The organism is Bacillus sp. ISL-34 (assembly GCF_018613325.1).
Classification (GTDB): Bacteria; Bacillota; Bacilli; order Bacillales; family DSM-1321; genus Peribacillus.
Map to the genome: position 1 here is coordinate 120228 of NZ_JAGGQJ010000008.1, position 19729 is coordinate 139956.

General features: G+C 36.7%; 19 protein-coding genes and 1 pseudogene. 13 read left to right on the forward strand and 7 right to left on the reverse strand.

Annotated elements, in window-relative coordinates:
• Positions 1-102: 102 nt before the first annotated feature.
• On the reverse strand, positions 103-1581 hold the full coding sequence (gene pdxR / locus J7E52_RS08595; protein WP_214744976.1) for a MocR-like pyridoxine biosynthesis transcription factor PdxR: 1479 nt from the start codon (positions 1579-1581) through the stop codon (positions 103-105).
• A gap of 500 nt (positions 1582-2081) precedes the next feature.
• Here pdxR and J7E52_RS08600 point away from each other — a divergent pair, with 500 nt between their 5' ends.
• From J7E52_RS08600 to J7E52_RS08610, 3 genes are all read left to right on the forward strand, one after another.
• Positions 2082-3290 carry an aminotransferase-like domain-containing protein gene (locus tag J7E52_RS08600; RefSeq protein WP_214745090.1) on the forward strand — a complete coding sequence of 403 codons (1209 nt, stop codon included), beginning with the start codon at positions 2082-2084 and terminating at the stop codon, positions 3288-3290.
• 247 nt (positions 3291-3537) lie between these two features.
• Complete coding sequence (locus J7E52_RS08605; RefSeq protein WP_214744978.1) at positions 3538-4431, forward strand: DMT family transporter; 894 nt, start codon at positions 3538-3540, stop codon at positions 4429-4431.
• 349 nt (positions 4432-4780) lie between these two features.
• Complete coding sequence (locus J7E52_RS08610) at positions 4781-4930, forward strand: hypothetical protein (RefSeq protein ID WP_214744979.1); 150 nt, start codon at positions 4781-4783, stop codon at positions 4928-4930.
• A 963-nt stretch (positions 4931-5893) separates the two neighbouring features.
• Here the strand turns inward: J7E52_RS08610 and J7E52_RS08615 are convergent.
• Positions 5894-6421 (reverse strand): acyl-CoA thioesterase, encoded by a 528-nt coding sequence (locus tag J7E52_RS08615; protein ID WP_214744981.1) that lies wholly within the window; start codon positions 6419-6421, stop codon positions 5894-5896.
• A gap of 79 nt (positions 6422-6500) precedes the next feature.
• Positions 6501-6653 (reverse strand): TBP family protein, encoded by a 153-nt coding sequence (locus J7E52_RS08620; RefSeq protein WP_214744983.1) that lies wholly within the window; start codon positions 6651-6653, stop codon positions 6501-6503.
• Between the two features lie 665 nt (positions 6654-7318).
• Between J7E52_RS08620 and J7E52_RS08625 the strand changes: the two genes are divergently transcribed.
• The 6 genes from J7E52_RS08625 to J7E52_RS08650 all read left to right on the forward strand — a co-directional run bounded on the left by J7E52_RS08625 (position 7319) and on the right by J7E52_RS08650 (position 11806).
• On the forward strand, positions 7319-8293 hold the full coding sequence (locus J7E52_RS08625; protein WP_214744985.1) for a sugar-binding transcriptional regulator: 975 nt from the start codon (positions 7319-7321) through the stop codon (positions 8291-8293).
• Between the two features lie 68 nt (positions 8294-8361).
• Entirely contained in the window at positions 8362-8784 is a 423-nt protein-coding gene (locus J7E52_RS08630; protein WP_214744987.1) for a transcriptional regulator GutM, read from the forward strand.
• A 20-nt stretch (positions 8785-8804) separates the two neighbouring features.
• A complete protein-coding gene (srlA, locus tag J7E52_RS08635) occupies positions 8805-9350 on the forward strand; it encodes a PTS glucitol/sorbitol transporter subunit IIC (protein ID WP_214744989.1) in 546 nt (181 codons plus the stop codon).
• A 13-nt stretch (positions 9351-9363) separates the two neighbouring features.
• Positions 9364-10389, forward strand: a complete 1026-nt coding sequence (srlE, locus tag J7E52_RS08640; RefSeq protein ID WP_214744991.1) for a PTS glucitol/sorbitol transporter subunit IIB — start codon at positions 9364-9366, stop codon at positions 10387-10389.
• 56 nt (positions 10390-10445) lie between these two features.
• Positions 10446-10811: a PTS glucitol/sorbitol transporter subunit IIA gene (locus J7E52_RS08645; RefSeq protein WP_214744993.1), complete on the forward strand. Its 366-nt coding sequence runs from the start codon at positions 10446-10448 to the stop codon at positions 10809-10811.
• 194 nt (positions 10812-11005) lie between these two features.
• Positions 11006-11806 carry an SDR family oxidoreductase gene (locus J7E52_RS08650; RefSeq protein WP_214744995.1) on the forward strand — a complete coding sequence of 267 codons (801 nt, stop codon included), beginning with the start codon at positions 11006-11008 and terminating at the stop codon, positions 11804-11806.
• A gap of 605 nt (positions 11807-12411) precedes the next feature.
• Here J7E52_RS08650 and J7E52_RS08655 read toward each other — a convergent pair.
• Complete coding sequence (locus J7E52_RS08655; protein WP_101223203.1) at positions 12412-12591, reverse strand: small acid-soluble spore protein H; 180 nt, start codon at positions 12589-12591, stop codon at positions 12412-12414.
• Between the two features lie 458 nt (positions 12592-13049).
• On the opposite strand from J7E52_RS08655, the gene J7E52_RS08660 reads away from it, so the two are divergent.
• The 3 genes from J7E52_RS08660 to J7E52_RS08670 all read left to right on the forward strand — a co-directional run bounded on the left by J7E52_RS08660 (position 13050) and on the right by J7E52_RS08670 (position 15708).
• Complete coding sequence (locus J7E52_RS08660; RefSeq protein WP_214744997.1) at positions 13050-13700, forward strand: hypothetical protein; 651 nt, start codon at positions 13050-13052, stop codon at positions 13698-13700.
• Between the two features lie 529 nt (positions 13701-14229).
• On the forward strand, positions 14230-15102 hold the full coding sequence (locus J7E52_RS08665; protein ID WP_214744999.1) for an AraC family transcriptional regulator: 873 nt from the start codon (positions 14230-14232) through the stop codon (positions 15100-15102).
• Positions 15103-15252: 150 nt separating this feature from the next.
• Positions 15253-15708, forward strand: a complete 456-nt coding sequence (locus J7E52_RS08670) for an SRPBCC family protein (protein WP_214745001.1) — start codon at positions 15253-15255, stop codon at positions 15706-15708.
• 1006 nt (positions 15709-16714) lie between these two features.
• Here the strand turns inward: J7E52_RS08670 and J7E52_RS08675 are convergent.
• Positions 16715-17242 carry a hypothetical protein gene (locus J7E52_RS08675; protein WP_214745003.1) on the reverse strand — a complete coding sequence of 176 codons (528 nt, stop codon included), beginning with the start codon at positions 17240-17242 and terminating at the stop codon, positions 16715-16717.
• A 309-nt stretch (positions 17243-17551) separates the two neighbouring features.
• Here J7E52_RS08675 and J7E52_RS27385 point away from each other — a divergent pair.
• Positions 17552-17674 (forward strand): annotated as a pseudogene (locus J7E52_RS27385) (YjcZ family sporulation protein); the annotation flags it as partial.
• Between the two features lie 123 nt (positions 17675-17797).
• On the opposite strand, the gene mleCBF reads toward J7E52_RS27385, so the two are convergent.
• Positions 17798-18637, reverse strand: coding sequence for a CBF family alpha/beta fold macrolide esterase (mleCBF, locus tag J7E52_RS08685; RefSeq protein ID WP_214745007.1), 840 nt, complete (start codon positions 18635-18637; stop codon positions 17798-17800).
• Positions 18638-18931: 294 nt separating this feature from the next.
• Positions 18932-19708 carry a 3-hydroxybutyrate dehydrogenase gene (locus J7E52_RS08690; RefSeq protein WP_061464627.1) on the reverse strand — a complete coding sequence of 259 codons (777 nt, stop codon included), beginning with the start codon at positions 19706-19708 and terminating at the stop codon, positions 18932-18934.
• Positions 19709-19729: the final 21 nt, after the last annotated feature.

Here is a 19729-nt window from a genome sequence, read left to right on the forward strand (position 1 = left end):
CAACGTTCAGAAAATACTCATTATAAAAAGCCCGACTTTACTACATGATCATAGTGAAATCGGGTTACTCATTTAACTGTTGTCACCAAATTCTGATACGCATCAAAAATTTGGTGAGTCGTTATACACTGTTTTTGATGAAATTTCGGATTGTAAAATGTTACATAATATTGTAATCCCTTGGCGTAATAGCTGTTCATTCATATAAGAGTAACTTACTCGTAAGTGTTGATTTTCTTGATCTGCAGGGTAACATGCTGACCCAGGTAAGAATGTTACCTGTTGTTTTTTTGCTTCTAATAGAAGGTGGTTAGTATCCATCCAGGATGGAAGTGTGAGCCACAAGTTTAACCCTCCTTTAGGAATTACCCACGATATTTCGGAAGGTGCATGTTGAGAAAGCAACTCAAGAACTAAATCACGTCTGATCTTCAGAGCAGTTCTTAATTTTTTAGTATGATCAATCATTCTTTGAGATTTTATAAATGGTAATATGGCCTTTTGTGTTAGCAATGGACTCCCTAAGTCAGTATTCGCTTTTGCTGCCAGTAGACGTTTGAATATAGATCCAGAAGCAGCTAATATTCCAATTCTACAACCCGGAGCTAGAGTCTTGGTTAAGCTTTTCAAATAAACGACATGGCCGTACTGATCCATACTTTTAATGGAAGCCGGTGGTTTTTTATCAAAGTAAATTTCGCTACATGGATCGTCTTCAACTATAATGCATTGGATACTTTGAGCTATATCCAGCATCTGTCTACGTCGTTTTAACGTCATAACAGCGCCTGTTGGATTATGAAAAGTAGGAATTGTATAAATGATTTTTGGTTTATACTTGTCACATAAATTTTGAAGGATATCTACTCTTATTCCACTATCATCGACAGGAACGGTGAGTATTGTAGCCCCTCTTCCTCTAAAAACATCAATAGCTCCTGGATAAGTAGGGGCTTCCATTACCACTACATCACCTGGTCCAACAAATGTGCGTGCGATAAGATCTATTCCTTGTTGTGAACCACTCGTAACTATAATATTGTCTGGTGCAGTAGGAACTTCAAGCCTTTTTAAATACTCGTACATTGCGTTTCTAAGTTGTTCATCACCTTGAATGTTTCCATATTGAGACAAAATCTTTGGATTTTCTGAAAGCATTTGGTGTACCTCTTGCTCCAAATATCGATTAGGGAGAAGCCCTGGATCGATCATAGAGGATGAAAGGTGAATTTTCTCAGGGACATGGTGAAACTGGGCAAACTGAGATCTAGGTAAATAATCTTGAACAGATAGTTGCCAATTAAAAGAGAGAGCCTCTTGTCGTGTATTTACCATATCTCTTTTTTCTGCGTTTACGAATGTTCCCTTTCCTTGGATGGATATGGTGAAGTTTTCTTCTTCTAATTTTTTGTAGCCCTTTACAACTGTTACTAAACTTACTCCTAGTTGGTTTGATAAATCACGTACTGATGGTAATTGCATTCCTTCTTGAAGGAGTCCTGAACGGATGTGATCCACAATGGATTGATATATTTGCTTTGAAAGTGAAACCTCAGCGTTACGTTGAATTTCAATATGCATGTTCATATCTCCTTTGAGTGTTATATAAGAATGTTGAGTGTTATATATTTTTTTGAGATAAGAAAGCAATAGATAATAAAACATTATAACACTGGAAGAGGGAGAATTAACGATGCAGTTTTACGAAGAGAGGGTAAATGAGGATGAGCAAAAGTAGGATAACTGGTCCATCTACCAATACAACCGGTATTCGACAACTTTTAAATTCTCACCTTTTTTATTTAATATTTAGGACATTGTGTGTTTTCTATAATTTGGTTTATTCTTTTCACTCACTGTTATATAAGTGTGTTGACTGTTATAGGTGTGTATATATTATGATGAATTTAGTTTACTTGATTAATTGGAAAATTAACTTAGCTATTATGTTAGTTTTTTCATTGCTCTTATCCTGTTTGTTGTTTTGATTAGTAGTCATTAGAATAAGCCTTGATACAAAAAGACTGAATATTCTAATAAAACTAGTGAAATATTGAAATTTTTAGGAAGGAATGTTTAAAATGGAAAATAAATTTGCTGAGAGGGCCCGTCTAGTTAATTCTTCTGAGACCCGTGAGATATTAAAAGTAACAGAAAGGCCAGAAGTCATTTCTTTTGCGGGAGGACTTCCAGCTCCGGAGCTGTTTCCTGTAGAAGCCCTTAAAGTTGCTTGCAATGTTGTATTGAATGAAGAGGGAGCGGCTTCTCTTCAATATAGTACTACTGAAGGCTATGGTCCGTTGAGAGAAGCTATTTGCCAAAGGATGAAAGCCATTGGGATTAACTCTGCCATTAACAATATTCTTATCACTTCAGGGTCCCAGCAAGCAATAGATCTTACTGGAAGACTATTTATTAACGAAGGAGATACTATTATTTGTGAAAGCCCAACCTATCTTGCAGCAATTAATGCATTTAAATCATACAATGCAAACTTTGTGGAAGTAGCTATGGACAATGATGGGATGATAATGGAAGAGCTGGAGAGGAAACTGCAAGAGCATCCTAGCGCAAAATTCATCTATACTATTCCCGATTTCCAGAACCCTACAGGTCGTACATTAAAACTTCAAAGACGTAAAAGAATGATCGAACTTGCTAATCAATACGATGTACTGATTGTAGAAGATAATCCTTATGGAGCTATAAGGTTTGCTGGAGAAGGAATCCCGCCAGTGAAACATTTTGACACAGAGAACAGAGTAATTTATATGAGCACTTTCTCTAAAATTTTCACTCCAGGCATGCGAATTGGATGGATTTGTGCAGATCAATCGTTTATTGATAAGTACGTGGCTTTCAAGCAAACAGCTGATTTACATACTGACAGCTTTGCTCAAAGGATAACAGCTAAGTATATGGAACTTTACGATATGGATGAGCATATTAAAAAAATCAAAGCAGTATATAAAGCAAGATGTACAAAAATGTTAAATTGCATAAAAGAATTCTTTCCGGAAAATTTGTCTTACAGTAAGCCAGAAGGTGGGTTGTTTATTTGGGTTGAGCTCCCAGTGGGAGTAGATTCCAAACATATATTTACAGAGTGCTTAAAAAATAATGTTGCTTGTGTTCCTGGTGTTCCATTCTTTCCAAATGGCAAAGAGAAGAACACTTTACGTTTAAATTACTCGAATATGCCTGAAGACCAAATCATTGAGGGTATGAAGCGTATGGGTGATGTATTACATCGTGAATTAAATAAAGAGAAAATACCTTCCAAATGTTAAAATGAAGAAATATAGAAATATTATAAAAAATATTCAATTCAAAAAAAATATTATAATGTATAATCATTATTACATTTGAATAATCAGGAGGCTTATTATGCCAATATCATTTATAAATCCATACATTACAAAGCCCGTTTCGACATCACCACCACCACCGTTTACTCCTTTATATACGCTTATATATAAAACAGATTAAGAATCTGCGAAATATATAAGCTGTTTCGCAGATTCGAAGGAGTAGACGATGAAATCTAAAATTCAGTTTATATTATCAATGATTATTTTCGGTACAATGGGTTTAGTTGTAAAATACATTGATTTATCTTCGAGTGAAACAGCTTTTTTAAGTAGTTCAATTGGGTGTCTATTTTTAGTGTTTGTATTTTTCATTATGAAGAAATCCATTCCATGGAAATTGGTGAAAGGTAATGCTTCTACCCTTTTTCTTTCTGCGATTGCATTGGGAGGGAATTGGATTTTTCTTTATCAATCCTACGATCATACAACACTCGCTAATGCAACACTGGGGTATTATTTTGCGCCAGTGTTTGTCATGGTTCTCTCACCATTTGTACTTAAGGAGCTTTTACCAATTAAAAAAATTGTTTGTATTGGTGTAGCGATATTAGGTATGTTATTGATTATTGGAAACGGCATTAGCGCCTCTGGTAAAGATGATCTACTTGGAATCCTTTTCGGGTTAGTTGCGGCTGCATTTTACGCAGCCTTAATGTTATTAAATAAATTCATTCGAAACATGGGCATGTTAGAGATTACAATCATTCAACTTGGAACAACTGCTTTACTTCTCTTTCCCTATGTATTATTCACTGAGGGATTTGGTATCTTGGAAGTATCAAGATCTTCCATTCCTTTTATAATACTCTTAGGCGTTGTTAACACTGGTATTGGCTTTTGGTTATTTTTTTCTGGTATGCTAAAGTTAAAGGGACAAAGTATTGCTATGCTAAGCTATGTAGATCCTTTTGTAGCTATACTGATTTCGGCTGTAATCTTACAGGAAAAAATGACAATTGTTCAAATTATAGGTGGCACACTCCTTTTAGGTTCAACTTTTATTAGTGAAAATAATTCAATTAATTTTCGAAAACAACACACGAAGATTTTAACAAAATAAAGAAACGGGGCAGTGAGGTGAAATCCCTCACTGCTTTTTTACTATATTCCAAGTAAAAAGCCTAAGCTTTATTAATCACCTTACTTCCACTAAACTACTTCTTTATTAAACGGACGTACAGTTTGTGCCAACTCAACAATATGTCTAATAGAACTCCCCCGGTAAATTTATTATTTCTTACGAATGCTCGCTAACAGGTGCCTCGATAAGGAAGGTTGCTGAGGTAAACCCTTTTGTTATGCAGAAAGGGGCAGTTTAGTTCAAGTAGCATAGTTTATTCGAACTGTATTTAAATTACTTTGGAATATTTTTTTATTTACTACGAATCCTAATTTTAGGAGGCGGAAAAATGAAAAAACAAGAAAAGTCAAAAAAACTTGGCCAAAAAGCAGATTCAATGAATGCTATGGATCAGGGGTTAAACTTGTTTCCACAAATATTTAATAACGCTACTGGTATTGACAAGGGAAACGACGGTAAAATCAATAAAAATGATTAAATTGAACGCCTTTTTTAGGGCGTTTTTCTCTCTTCTCTAATGATATTCTCCACTCTAATCCCTCCTTCACAGTTTGTGTCAACTCAACAATAAGTTTTATAAAACTAACAGGTGTATTAGCTTAAGCTTGGAGATGTCTTTATGGCAGCTTTTTCTTTATGGAACAAACGAAATAAGCTTTTTAGGGTAATTCAATAAAATATAAAATGGCTTACTTCTCAAAGATAAAAGGCTGATATAAAGTGTTGATTGGATAGATAAAACTTTTTAATGAAAATAACTAAAAGGACTTGAGCCTAACACAGTGTCAGGTTGTATAGTAAGGTTGCCGGCAAAAAACGATGGAATGAATTCGTCAATAAGTTGACGGGGATCCTGAGGTATCCAAAGCAGCACTAAATCAATCTACAGGGGGGTGAAAAAATGTCTAAAAATAAGAATAAGCAATTTAAGAATAATAATGCTTTACCTAAAACGGATGTAGAATTTGCGAATAATGGACTTGAAAAAATAGCATTAAAAGCCCAGGAAAGAAAAAAATAGTAAACATATGTGACTTTAAAACTATCCCTCAAAAAACTAAAATTTTTGGGGGGGGGATACATAAATTATCGTCCAAATTAATGATTTGTTTCCCTTATATCTTCTTCTTGTATACCTCTCTGAATTCGATTAGACCTTTGTGAATGTGGAATTTCCAAGTACTTCAACGTTAAACAAGCTAAGGAAGGGGATGTTAAATCCATTCAACTACATCTAAAGAGAATAAGAAGGTGATGAAATGTCCCTTAAGTGGAATTGTTGGGATAATGCGCCGAACTAATTATTAAAGAATATAATGTTAATCGTTATCAATAGATAGAAGAAACTTGTCAAAAAAAGCCTCTGCTCACGGGAGTAAAGGCTCAAAGGATTTTGATTTTTATTTTTCGTAGATTGGTTTACCCTTATCCGTAAAGAAGCTTAGCATGAACTATATTGTTCCCAGGGATAATTTGTAGTTAAAAATGCAGCCAATTCCTTACTGTTTTGTTTCCTTTCCTTACGAATTCTTGCTCGATGAGGTGCGGTTTCATGTAACTTTCGCTCTTCTTCTGTTTCAGGAATGACTTGTGGAACACGTGTGGGCCGGTTATGTTGATCAAGTGCCACAAAAGTTAATAGTGCAGTTGCTGCGATTTTACGTTTACCGCTTTTTAAGTCTTCTGCAATAATTTTAACGAAAACCTCCATCGATGAGGTGCCTGTCCATGTTACATAAGATTCAAAGGAGACTGCATCTGTTGTTTGAATTGGATGTAAAAAATCAACTGAATCTGTTGAAGCAGTTACACATTCCCTACGGCTATGACGCGCTGCAGAAGTTGAGGATACTTGATCCAAGTGACTCATCAAACGGCCACCGAACAAAGTATTATGATTGTTTACATCATTTGGAAAAATCCGACTTGTTCTTATAACTCTTGATTCTTTACAGTATTTAGTTTCCATTAACATATCTCCCCTTTAATTAACTTTCATATCGATTCGATTTTGAACAAGGTACTAATTAGCGAAAAATTCTGAATTTTTATACGTTAACTAAATCATAATCATTAAAATAAATTACTTCTGTTAGGATTTTACAACCTTGCATCCTCCTGAAAGCATCTTTAGCTTCTTTTTCAGAGTCAAACCCATATATTTTAATGTTGTTCTTTGAATGAACAGTGATTACCCACATAACAGGCCTCCAATAAAAAGTTTTTTAAATCTGTTTTTCCATTAGAATGATAAATCGACCATTAACTTTGCGCAGTTTTTCAGAAACTTCTTTTTCTGAGTAGTGGAATAAAATTTTAACCAAATCCGTTTTTTATTCTCCTCTTTTTTTAAATCTTTTTGGTTAAGGACATATGTGCGTACCTCCTAAGTTTTTAAATCTTTATCAATCTACAATGCAAGTATCGCGCCAACTTTCTTTCTCAAAGTAATTCGCAGCTTTAAAAGAGCTTTAGAAACTATAGACTGCCAATTTTTTTTGCATGAATAATTTTTGTGTGTCGATAGCAAAATATTTTTGCACCCATCTGCAACCTTCAGGAAGGAGTTCTCCATTAATTGGTATAATTTTGTATAAATAATTTGATATTACAAACAGATGCTAACAACTTACTGTTAGATTTATAGAAATGAAGCAGCCTGATCAAATGAAGCTGCTTCATTTTTTTTTGCTTTTCGATGGATAATAACTGGTACAAGAAGCACAAATGACATAATTTTTTTAAAATTTGCACAAGAGGCAGTTTTTTGTTGACGTAGCTATTTTTGTAAGCGTATACTAAATTCAACAAAGCACAAATGATTGTGTCTGCACAAATGTGCATATTAAAAAGGGTGAGGGACTAAATGGATAAAAGGGAAGAAAAAAGACTCTTAGTTAAAATTGCGCAAATGTACTATGAAGAAGATATGACTCAAGGTGCCATTTCAAAAGAGTTAGGTATATACCGAACATCCGTCAGCAGACTTTTAAAAAAAGCAAGGGAAGATGGAGTAGTTAAAATTACTGTTAGCAGCGATATTGATGGAGCTTTTGAATTGGAACGTCGAATGGAAAAGTTGTTTGGCTTAAAAGAAGTAATTATTGTTCCTGAAAAAAGAGACAGCACCGAACTGGATAAAAAGAAAGTGGTAGCGATGGCCGGGGCTGAATTACTAAAACGAATTATTAAAGACGGTGATGTCGTAGGCTGTGCCTGGGGAAGCACAATGGCAAGTCTGATCGGTGAATTTACCAACGCCGGAAAAAAAGACGCTCATTTTGTCCCTTTAGTAGGCGGGCCTGGACCAATGGATACGAAGCATCACGTCAATAGAATTGTTTATAATATTGCGGAAGATTTTGGAGGAACTTCTTATTTTATTGATGCTGCGGCAGTAGTGGAAAAAAAAGAAACAAAGGATGACATTGTTCAATCACACTACTTCACTAAAATAACGGAGCTTTGGGACAACTTAACAATTGCGGTAGTAGGGATTGGGAACCCAAACCAATCATCTAATTTAGTCTGGGCCGGCTTTTGCGGCAATCGGGAAATTGAAGATTTAAATCAACAAGGTGCCATAGGTGATATCTGCTCACGATTTTATGATATAGATGGAAACCTGATTCAATCTGACTTATCTGATCGAACAATAGCCATTGAGCTGGAAAAACTAAAAAATATTCCATACTCAATCGGTATTGCAGAGTCTGTTGAAAAAGCTCCTTCCATTATCGGGGGATTAAGAGGAGGTTACATTAATACTCTGATCACCACTGAGGAAACGGCAAATGAAATCATTGAAATCATAGAAGAAAATGGAGCTGCCTTATCTTAAGGAGTAATTATCTGATTGTAACGGAAACAAGATGTAAGATTCAGTTCATATGAAAAGAGGAAATCAAAATGCTATGGTATGTCATTATATTAATTGGTTTTTCTTGGCTTCTTCAAAGCATTTTTGGATTTTTGCAAATCAAGCATTTCAATAAAAGGTATGCAGAGTTGAGAAAGCTTGGAAGGGTCGCGATTGGGAAAAGAACGGGATTTTTTAAATCAGGCACTGTCGTAATGTTTGCAATTGACCGAAAAAACAACATTTTGAAAGCCGCCAAAATGCAGGGAGTGACCGTGCTTTCAAGAGTAAGGAACTTAAAAGGATTTGAAGGGAAAAACCTCTTACACCTCGGTGAAGAGGATTTTAATAAAGTAAATAAGTTAACAAGGTTAGCCATTGAGGATGCACTGAACAGCTATCATATTATCTCTAAAGGAGGTGAATTGAAGGTTAAGAAAGGCTGGATTGATTTACTCTTATCAAAAAAATAGGAATTATTGAGGTGAATTGAATGGATTGGCTTACAAATGCAGCAGATGGCTTTATGAATTTATTTAGAGCAGGTGCCGAAACTTTTGTCGATTTAGTAACAGGTATTGTTCCACTCCTTATCATGCTTTTAGTTGCAATGAATGCCCTTATACGGTTGGTTGGAGAAGAAAGAGTGGAACGGATCGCGAAGAAATCGAGTAAGAACCCACTTACAAGATATTTTGTTCTTCCGGTAATTGGAACGTTCGCTTTGGCAAATCCAATGACATTATCACTTGGTAAATTTTTGCCAGAAAAATACAAACCAAGCTATTATGCTGCTGCTTCTTATTCCTGCCACACGCATAACGGACTTTTTCCACACGTTAATCCAGGAGAGCTGTTCGTATTCTTGGGAATTGCTGCAGGAATTACAACACTGGGATTTGAAACAACAGAACTTGCCCTTCGCTACTTCTTGGTGGGGATTTTCACAAACTTTTTAAGAGGTTGGGTAACAGATTTAACAACTTATTATGTATCTAAACAGCAAGGCGTTAAATTGAAAGAAACAGTGGGTCTCTAAGGAGGGGAAAGGAATGACTCAAACGGTTACGAAGTACAAGTCAATTATCGTCAATGCAGGGCAAGGCGGATTTGGCGGGCCATTAGTGATTTCACCGACAGAAGAAAAAAATAAAGTGGTTTATGTAACGGGCGGAACAAGACCGGATATTGCAGACACCATTGCAGAATTAACAGGCTCTGAATTAGTCGACGGTTTTAAAACGAGTGTACCTGAGAATGAAATGGCATGTGTCATCATTGATTGTGGCGGAACGCTCAGATGTGGCTTATACCCCAAAAAAAGAATCATGACGATCAATATCATGCCTACTGGACAAAGTGGCCCGTTAGCAATGCACATTACCGAGGACATTTACGTTTCTGGAGTAAAGCCTCAAAACATTGAATTGTATGAAGGTGCTGCAACACCTCCAACATCCAATGTGAACAATGCTAACGGACAAGTTGAAAAAACAATTTCTAAACCTAAGTATAGCGCAGATGAAAAAATTAGTGAACAAAGAAAGCCTAAAGGCGTCATAGCACGCATTGGGATGGCGATGGGTTCCATCGTCAATGTCTTTTATCAGGCTGGCCGTGACACGATAGATACTGTCATTAAAACCATTTTACCGTTTATGGCTTTTGTGGCCATGTTAATCGGGGTGATTAAAGCATCTGGAATTGGGGATGTGTTCGCACAATACTTATCACCATTTGCAGGATCTTTGCCGGGCTTGCTCTTAATCTCTTTAATTTGCTCATTCCCATTATTATCACCATTCTTGGGACCGGGAGCTGTTATTTCACAGGTCATTGGGACATTAATTGGAGTGGAAATTGGAAAAGGAAATATCCCTCCGCACCTTGCCTTGCCAGCTCTTTTCGCGATTAACTCACAGGCTGGAGCTGATTTTGTTCCAGTTGGGCTAGGTTTAGCAGAGGCAGAAGTGGAAACCATTGAAGTCGGAGTTCCTTCCGTATTGTACGGACGTTTTTTAACCGGGGCACCAACCGTTTTCATTGCTTGGCTCGCAAGCTTCGGTTTGTATGAATAATTACTAGAATAGATTCTGAATAGATGATTTAAAGCAAAGAATTGGAGGAGTTTCTTGTGCAGACAGTTTATCAAACTAAAATTAACCAACTTGGTCCATCTGTCTCTGATTTTCTTGGAGAAAAAATGTTCATTCTATTCGGAGCTAATGCCCCGAGTGAATTAGCGGATTATTGCCTATTAATTGATGTAAATGAAGTTAATGGTGATATCGAAAAGGACGACATTCTCGTCTTAGGCAATCATCAATATACCATTACCTCTGTAGGTGAAGTGGTGAAGAAGAATTTAGGTTCACTTGGACATATCACGTTAAAATTCAATGGTTCTGAAACGGCAGAATTACCTGGCACTATACATCTTGAAGAAAGAGATATTCAAATGCCGCAAGCAGGGACAACTCTTCAAATCTTGAAAAAATAAGCTTGTCAAAGATTTATATAGAATAATTGAATGCAAGAAGAGGGATGTTTCCTCAAAGGAGCAAAACTCTCCCGAAAATTGAATCATTGAGAGCTAACACAGCTAAAACAAGACAAAAATAATTTAGAGTTTGTTACTCATTTTTAAATTTAACCTATGATTCTCGACTCTATATATAATAAGGAGGAAAAAGAATGAATGAATCATGGCCTCAACTAGAAAATAAAGTGGCAATCGTTACGGGTGGTGCCTCTGGGATTGGCTCGAAAATTACAGCACATTTAGTAAAGAATGGTACAAAGGTGATTGTTTCCGATCTAAATGTAAATACTGGCGAACAAACTGATGGTACTTATCATATCCAATGCGACGTTACCAATAAAGAAAGCGTTGAAAATATGGTCACCAAAGCCACAGAGTTATTTGGAACTGTAGATATTTTAGTTAATAATGCTGGTGTAAACTTACCACGTTTACTTGTTGATTTCCGTGGCGAAAAGCCACAGTATGAGTTAAGTGAAAAGGATTTTGATTTCATGGTTGCCGTCAATCAAAAAGGACCTTACCTTTGTGCTCAGGCAGTTGCGAGAGTAATGGTGAAAAATAATAAAGGCGTTATCATTAATATATCTTCTGAGGCAGGTATGGAAGGATCTTCTGGACAAAGTGTTTATTCGGCAACAAAAGGTGCCGTCAATGGCTTTACCCGTTCTTGGGCAAAAGAACTAGGGAAATTCAACATCCGCGTAGTGGGTGTTGCGCCAGGGATCAATGAACAAACAGGTTTAACAACAGATGCTTATAATGAAGCATTAGCTTACACACGTGGAGTGACAGTAGAAGGTCTTGGATCAGATTACAGCAAAACAATACCACTTGGACGACCTGGTAAATTGGATGAAATTGGTGAATTGGTCACTTATCTAGCTTCAGACCGTTCTAGTTATATTACAGGTACAACCGTTAATATTTCAGGTGGAAAATCGCGCGGATAAATAATGGCATCAAACCCTGAGATCCCCTTCATCCAAATCATGAATGATAACGGGGATGCTGGTTGGTTTTAAAATTCAATATAGAAGCGTTGTATGTTCCATCATTTAACTTTTAAGTCAGTACTCAATCAAAAAACAGGTGCATTTCTATTATAAGGTTAGCCAGTTTATTTTACTGGTTGACCTTTTTTAATAGAACAATTTATATCAGTAGGCAAGGTAGGACGTACGAGTGCGTGGGACTTTATAAAACCATAAGCTTGTCTCAGTCTTACTCTTTGGACATTACACACGGTCAACCTCATTTCCATAGTACATTCCTGTGTCAGTACCTTAAAAAAGGGCCATCATTGGATGGCCTTTTGAATGTAAAAAAATATCCTTAATTAACTATCGGGACGGAAAGTTGAAGAGTACTGTAATTCAACAATTGGGCTGGATTGTGGAAGAATAGCAGGAACTTTGTGAAGCAAGTCGAAGTTAATAGCATGCTTGTGCTATTCAATTAAAGGGGCAGGATGTACAACTAAATAAGGTGGTAATTGAACTTAATCGAACAATAAACCACCACCCGAAAGTGGAGGTTTATTATTGAATCGAGGAAATTACTGTTCCTTTAAGCTGGTTACAGAAACACTTTGTTTTTTATTTGGATCATCAAGGGGATGGATTGTAGCCGTTCCATTTTGTTCATCCACGTGCTCGATGTATATGCTTTCCTCATTATAGGTTACATTAACCATATTTGGTGAAGAAGCAATTTCTTCTGCTCGTTGTGCTTTCATTTTAGCCACCTCCTTTGAATTTGCAACATGTATAATATTTGTTCCAAATTACATAGATATACTTGTTGTAATTAAAATTCTTCCAAGAATTCCTTAAACCCTTACTTAACTAACTGGTGCGTTACTGAAGATCGAGTTATATTTAAGGCAGCTTTTAATCATTTCGACTGACGCGGCAGGTTAGTTCAAAAGATTAAAAATCGGTGGTTTAGTATAATTACAGAAAATTAAAAAAGTTCTGGGGGAAAATACGGTTTTAATCAGATTGATAATCCAGAGCTATTTATGCAAAAAGTCCGTAAATCCCCATCTCAACAATAAGGTTATTTTCATTAACTTGTGCGGGGCTATGATGAATTTCTCTTTTCTTGGAGTGAAAAGGGGCATTAGCTGAATTAGGAATTCTTACTTATATGCAGGGGTACAGTAAATATACAAATGATATGAGAGGAATAAAAATGGAAAAGTTTAATTTAATCAAGCAAAATAATAGTGTAGTTCCAAATTATAATGTAGATGATAAGGAGGTTTCTTTTGATATATACATTAGTCCCTACCAAGAGGTCTGCATTATTGGGAAGTTAGATAATAACTATATATGCTGGTGTTCTATAACTACTATTACTGACTATGAAAATAATTCTGCCATTTTTCATTATGTATCGAATCTCCAAATAAAAACGATATCAAATAATTATAAAGCTTTAGGAACTCGGTATAAAGAAGTTGAAAATTGGCATAGAATGCAGATTATTAAGAGACCTTATCAAGATCAGTTTCATTATTATTCGCCAGTAAATTCTTCATTCTTTACGGAAGGTAAATTTTTCGCAAAAGAAATCTATACGTTTTATAAACAAGAGAGAGCCAAATGTGAATACAGGTTAATTGACGATGCTTATATAACTATTTTAAAAAGATATAAAAACATTTTAAATAAGGAAACCCAAGATTATGGTTATTATTACGAAATGAAGCCACTAATTAGGATAATAAAAGATGAAAGTTATATAAAACTATGTCCTATATCAGAAATCAGTCAATTATATTTAGAATGCCTTAAAAAATGTGATGATTTATATAACCGATATATGACAGCGGTTCGTTAAATGCGCCATTTTGATTAAAATCAAGCAAAATATGCGGTTGCCAAATTTAAAGGAACGAAAAGCTTTTTCTTTCTAAATATGAATATTATGACGTAAATTACGTGCCAAATTGGAGAATTGGCAGATGTAGAAATTATTGTGCACGGGAATGATGAAAAATCTATAAAGTATCTATTGAGATGGCGGGGCAAATATACAATCAAATTGCATTTACATCTTAGTCGAGCATTCGAATATTTAATAAACTTCATTCCTGCGTTTTATAGACTGTGGATGCCCTATTGGTTTTGAAGGTGCTCCTTTATAAAAAATAGAAATAATAAAATGACTTACAGAGTTTATATTTTCATTACTTTTGTAAAAGGAAGTAATTGTTTTATTATTGAAAATCTATAAGAGAATTGTGAAGGTTTGTACATAAACTAACGGAAAAGTTTAGCTAAAGTTTATACCCTGCATAATCGTGCACAGAATGTCGGATGATTAGTTTCAACTCCTGCTATTCTGTTGATATAAGGGAGGTCATTGAATGGATTTGCTCAAAAATATGAATGGTGCCATTAAATTCATTGAAGAAAATCTTACGAACGAAATTGACTTTAAAGAAGTTGCAAGGCTAGCGTATTGCTCGGAATATCATTTTAAAAGGATGTTTTCCTTCCTTGCAGGTATTTCACTATCCGAGTATATCCGCCGAAGACGACTTACACTTGCAGCGTTTGAGCTTAAAGATAACAACCTAAGGGTCATTGATCTAGCGATAAAGTACGGATATAGCTCACCAGACTCGTTTGCAAGAGCGTTTCAACATTTGCATGGCATCACACCATCAGAAGCGAGAAGTAATGGCCATTCACTTAAAGCCTATCCACCGATGTCCTTCCAACTATCCATTAAAGGAGGCAGTGAAATGAACTATCGAATTGAGGAAAAAGAGGCATTTCACATAATTGGAATTAAAAAAAGAGTTCCGATCATTTTTAACGGGGTAAATCCAGAGATTGCATCTATGTGGCAAAGTTTAGACGAGAAAACGATAAATGAACTTAAAAGCCTATCGAATGTCGAGCCATTAGGACTGCTTAGTGCATCTGCGAACTTTTCCGAAGGGAGGTTGGAGGAAAAAGGGGAGCTTGATCATTATATCGGCGCAGCAACAACGAAGGAGTGTCCAGATAACTTAACACAGCTTGAAGTTGATGCATCTACATGGGCGGTATTCGAAGCAGTCGGACCCTTTCCTGAAACACTGCAAAATGTATGGGGCCGGATTTATTCCGAATGGTTTCCATCCTCCAACTATGAACAAAGAGAAGGGCCGGAAATCCTTTGGAACGAAAATAAAGATATAACCTCACCAACATTTAGAAGTGAAATATGGATACCCGTTATGAAAAAGTAAATATAAGCAAAGATTTATTTGAAGAGCTGTCTTAAGGCAGCTTTTTCTTATGGGGAAAACAGGAAGGGGGAATGGAATAAGGGCTAGGTAATATTTGCTATCACGAGTTATAATGATGGTTATAAAGTGCTTACATAAGGAGATTGTAAAATGCCTGTTATTGAGTATCAACAATTTATTAAAGCACCAGTTGAATTATGTTTTGACATTAAGAGGAGCGTGGATATCCATACCGAAACGACAGCGAAAACAAAGGAGGTTGCTGTTGATGGTGTGACAGAAGGGCTATTAGAGGAGGGAGATACAGTGACTTGGGAAGCCATTCACTTTGGTATTAAACAAAGGCTGAAAGCCCAAGTGACATTCATGGAAAAACCAAATAAGTTTGTAGATATTATGGTGAAGGGAGCCTTCCATTCCTTCGTACACACACATCAGTTTATAGAAGAACAGGGCGGGACTATAATGATAGATAAATTTCAATATAAGTCACCGTTCGGTCCAATTGGAGTTTTAGCTGATAAGTTGTTTTTGGAGAAATATATGAGAGCCTTTATCGTTTCTCGTGCAAAGGCACTGAAAAAGATTGCCGAGAATATGCACTAGGTTCAATAGTAGCAGGTCAGTTCAAAAAGAAAGCTGGTAAAATAAAAATAAAGTACTGAAAAAGGGAAAAAAGTGAATGAGTATAGTAAATTATCTTGGCTGTGATTTTATTTTGCCTTTTAGTGATGATGATTGTTCTGATGAAATTTTGATTGGTACCAACTTTTCTGAAGCTCAAGACAGGGAAAACGTGAGGAAACACTTTTCAAGCTAGCATGAGTATGTTTATGAAGTTTATACGAATGAATTTGTAGGTATATGGTTTAATGATTACTACAAAAGTGAATATCCAAAAAGCCATAAAGAAGGGCAACAAAATTTCAAGGCATTATGTGAACTTTTGGACAATCATCTTGATGAAGGAGACCATTGTCAATTTTATACGTGCTGGGTTGGGGATGAATTAGAGGAAAGAAATGTTGAATTTGACCAAACTATCACACTTAATAATTATGACATCTGTGACATTGAACTACATGAGAAAACACTACTGGTAATAAGAAAGTAGTTATAGAACTAACGGGTGCTTTAGCTGAAATTCGGAGCTGTCTTTATCATCGGCACCCTGAACGTTAGCAAATGGCTCGGCTCAGCGGTACAACCGTGTTAGGCCCGCGGATACAACCGACCTTTATTTATAATTACGGATCAAATCGTTTGGCTGCGATTTGATTTTTTTATTTGTTTTTATAAGAATAACATAAATAGAACAAGTGTTCCAGTGTAAAAGTGTAAAATTATTACTTTTTTTAAAATCACTCTGATAAAAGAGTATTGTTGAAGTTCTTGAAGACTAATGGGGTTCTATCTAAAGTTTTAAACAAAGTTGATTGGAGCAGGTGTTCGAGACTCCTGCGGGAAAAGCGTAGCCAAGGGAGACCCCGCAGGCACAAAGAGCGCCGAGGGCGAACCGCCTGCGCAAAGCGAGTGCCCTACATTTCAATCTTATAAAACCTCAAAAACACTGTTGGCAAAATCAATAATTATCGAGTTTGTTCTAATGAAACTAACAGCGCTGGTTAGATGAATATACTTTAGTGATTTCATCTAGTGCAAAAAAGATTATGGAGCAAATAACCCCAGAGATAAAGAAACCTCCTGGGTCAATAAAGTATGTAGCGAATCCAAAACCGATATGTATTAATCCAGATAACCAGAAACGAATATTGAAAAACTTCATTGAGATAAATTCAGCAATTAGTGATACTGGTAAGCCATAAAAGAAATTTCCAATCAAACTATAAAAAAGCACAATAACAATAATCGGGAAGAAATCTCCATCTAAATTAAAGGATGGTTCTTCAAAGATCGAGACTAGAAATAATCCGATTGTAAAGGTCAATGATGAGTAGAATGCCACTTTAATTTTTCTGAATTTGTCTTTAAACAGAGTTTTTCTAATCACAGGAAATAAAAATGCAATCGTTATAAAAGCTAGTAAAATTTTAATTATCATTGGTGTAGTTGAAACAATTACTATTGTCAACAGAACAAGCACGGAGAAAACAAGAATATAAGAATTTCCTTTTATCATAAATACCTCGGACCTTTTTAACTTCATTGTACAATAAGCCGAAAGTTAGTGGGGATTAGAATTTAAGTAAACCTTTGATGAACTAACGGGTCTTCATATTATAAGGGAGAAGGTGTCCGGCAGTTCGACGCTGTGTCAGGCGAAGCTGCATGAAATCTCCAAACAGTAAAAATACGACTGTTTATTTCGGGTCATCTAAGGGAGGTAAAAAAATTCCCGGTGATTTTTGTGTCATTATCCTAATTAGAACATATGTTGAATTAACCCATTTAATTTTTTCCTCCTAAAACAAATAAGGAGTTGTTTCTATTGTCAAATTGTGGTCATGAATCAAATTGTGGTTGTGGTAACGATGTTGGTGGATTTGGTGGCGGTTTCGCTTTTATAGTCGTTTTGTTTATACTCTTAATCATTGTTGGAGCGGCTTGTTTCGGTGGTGATGGAGGTTACGGTGGCGGTCATGGCGCCGTTCAAGGATATGGCGGTTTCTGCTAATAGTATATAAAAAAGCCGACCTTTATTGGTCGGCTTCTTTTATGGCTGATTTTTTTACTATCACGAAGTAAGCTTTATAATTGATTCGATAATTTCATCCCAGTCTTCACTATGAATCTCATGCCCTGATCCATCAAGAGTCACTAATTCAGCATGAGGGATGGCTTTCGCAAGAGCAAGCCCGTGCTCGTATGGCAAGGCTGGATCTTCTGTGCCATGAATGATGAGGACAGGTACGGATATTTCACCCATTCTATCGAAATATTCGTCTCCGCCTTGCAGCATTGCATGATTAAATCTGCTCGGCAGCTGTTTGGCGCGGTCCGCCTCTCTTTTTGCCAGTTTATACATTCTTTCCTGCTCAAAAGGTTTGGAGCCGGCTAAAGTTTTCCATCCATCCGCAAGAAAAGCGATGACCATCTCCCGATTTGACCAATCCATGGAAGCACTCTTCGCATGGTGATCCAATATGCTTTGATCCATCGGAGGCAGTTTTTCCATTACGGTCCCGAACACACTAGATGCAATTAGCGTAAGCGTAGTCACGCGTTCCGGATATCTCAAGGCAAGAATCTGGCCGATCAAACCGCCTAGGGACATTCCAACGATTGAAGCCTGTTCTATGGAATAAGCGTCCAGGACACCCGCGGCATCGTCAACCATGTCCGTTATTGTATAGTTGGAGGTACCGGGTTCATAACTGACCGATCGTCCCAGATCCCGATGATCGTACCGAATGACAAACCTCCCCGAATCAGCGAGGCGGAGACAGAAGTCATCATCCCACCAGTCTAATGAAGACATCGCTCCCATGATCAAAAGCACAGCAGGGTCCTTAGGGTTTCCAAAACTTTCTGTACATATATCCACTTTATTTATTTTCAGTATCTGTTCATTCATGTTTTTTACCTCCGTATTAAATATTATCTAATAGCCGTTACCATGGCGCAGATCAATAAATTCTTTCCGGAGCATGATGATTGGCCTGCGCTTTTAATTATCGCAGTCTAACCCACTTAATAATCATGACGAGGCCCCCTTTTATATTTGTAAAATGGGAAGTATCCCTATATTACTGTAACATGTGTGAATTCTTTGTACCACCAAATTTTTCCAATTAAACAGAAAACCCCGAATGAAGAGCACCTTTTTTGGTGTCATTCATTCGGGGTTTATTACAGATGCATTTTCGCTTTATTGAGCTGTATATCCGCCATCCAACACGACTGCCTGACCTGTGATGCCCCGTGCTTTGTCGCTCGCAAGGAAAATGGCGTAGTCGGCAATTTCACTTACATCGAGTAAGCGGTTTTGCGGGACAAGTGGATAGATGACCTCTTCCAAAACGCTTTCTAGCGGTACTTGTCTTGTTTTCGCCAGATCCTCCAGTTGACCGCGGACGAGAGGTGTGTCAACGTATCCTGGGCAAAGGGCATTGACGGTTATGCCAAAAGAGGCGCTTTCCAAGGCGGCCACTTTCGTCAATCCGATTACACCATGTTTGGCACTATTGTACGCTGCTTTGTTGGCAAATCCAATCAGACCGTTAATGGAAGAGATGTTGATGATTCTGCCGAAGCCCTGTTCCTTCATGATGGGTAAAACGTTCTTAATTGAAATGAATGGGGCAGTCAGCATGATTTTGATCATCAGTTCGAATTTTTCAGTTGGAAACTCTTCGATTGGAGCAACATGCTGAAGGCCGGCGTTATTGATGAAAATATCTATTCGTCCGTATTTGTCTTTAGCTTGTTTGATTAGTTGGATAATATCCTCTTCACTTGTTACGTCTGCTTTTAAGCCGATAACTTCCAAGCCTTTGTTCCTTAGGTCTAAAGCAGCTTTTTCAACTGTGTTTTGGTCAAGGTCGGACAAAACGACCTTTGCGCCATTTTCAGCAAATATCTTTCCAATTTCAAAGCCGATTCCTCTAGCGGATCCGGTAATGATCGCCACTTTATCTTTAACCATATTACATTCCTCCAATAAAAA